The organism is Streptomyces sp. YIM 98790 (assembly GCF_011421595.1).
GTDB lineage: Bacteria > Actinomycetota > Actinomycetes > Streptomycetales > Streptomycetaceae > Streptomyces.
The window spans coordinates 1-793 of the sequence record NZ_WTLH01000397.1 but is presented as its reverse complement, the minus strand read 5'-3'; the positions used below and the strand labels follow the sequence as shown (position 1 = coordinate 793).

General features: G+C 79.1%; 2 protein-coding genes and 1 pseudogene. All 3 read left to right on the top strand.

The annotated features are described in order from the left end of the window. Positions 1 to 288, top strand: a pseudogene (locus tag GQS09_RS28345) (type II secretion protein F); the annotation flags it as partial. 163 nt (positions 289 to 451) lie between these two features. After that, positions 452 to 589 (top strand): DUF4244 domain-containing protein, encoded by a 138-nt coding sequence (locus tag GQS09_RS28340; protein ID WP_399552631.1) that lies wholly within the window; start codon positions 452 to 454, stop codon positions 587 to 589. A 77-nt stretch (positions 590 to 666) separates the two neighbouring features. After that, a partial coding sequence (locus GQS09_RS30180) for a TadE family type IV pilus minor pilin (protein WP_399552632.1) occupies positions 667 to 793 on the top strand: 127 nt, incomplete at its 3' end.

Here is a 793-nt window from a genome sequence, read left to right as displayed (position 1 = left end):
CGGCTGGGCGGTGATCCGGCCGCCGTCTGGGGGCGGCTGGGCCGCCTGCCCGGTGCCGCGGTGCTGGCCCGCCGGCTGGAGCTGGCCGACCTCGGCGGTGTCCCGGCGGTGGCGGCGCTCTCCGCGGAGGCGGCGGAGCAGCGCGGGCGCCGGGCCCGGGAGGCGCGGATACGGGCGCAGCGGGCGGGCGTCTGGCTGACCGGGCCGCTGGGGCTGTGCTTCCTCCCGGCGTTCCTGCTGATCGGCGTCGCCCCGGTGGTGATCGGGATGGCCCGCACGCTGCTGTAGCCGTGCCCGCCGGCCGGGGCGCACGGCCCGCGGGTACGGCAGGAACGGACGGTGAGAAGGGATGAGCACGGGGTGAGAGGAGAGAAGAGGCATGCGGATGAGGCGTGGAGTCCGGTGGTGGCGGAGTGCGGCGCCGCGCCCGGCCGGGCGCGGCGATGCCGGGATGACGACGGCGGAGTACGCGGTGGGCACTGTCGCCGCGGCGGCCTTCGCCGCGGTGCTGCACCAGATCGTCACCTCCGGTGCGGTCGCCGATGCCCTGCGCGGGCTGGTCGAGCGGGCCCTCGATGCCCAGCCCTAGCCCGGCGCCCGGCCGCGGCGGCCCCGGCCGGGTGCCGGGAGCGCCGCTCGGCGGGCTTTGTGACGGCCGAGGTGGCGATGGCGGTGCCCTGCCTGGTGGTGCTGCTGGGCATGGTGCTGTGGGGGCTGGGCGCGGTGGCCACGCAGCTCCAGTGCGGCGACGCGGCACGGGCCGGGGCACGGGCCGCGGCCCGCGGGGAGCCGG

Excerpts from the sequence above, each read along its gene's own strand:
- GQS09_RS28340 (WP_399552631.1), top strand. The coding sequence starts at position 452 with ATGACGACGGCGGAGTACGCGGTGGGCACTGTCGCCGCGGCGGCCTTC.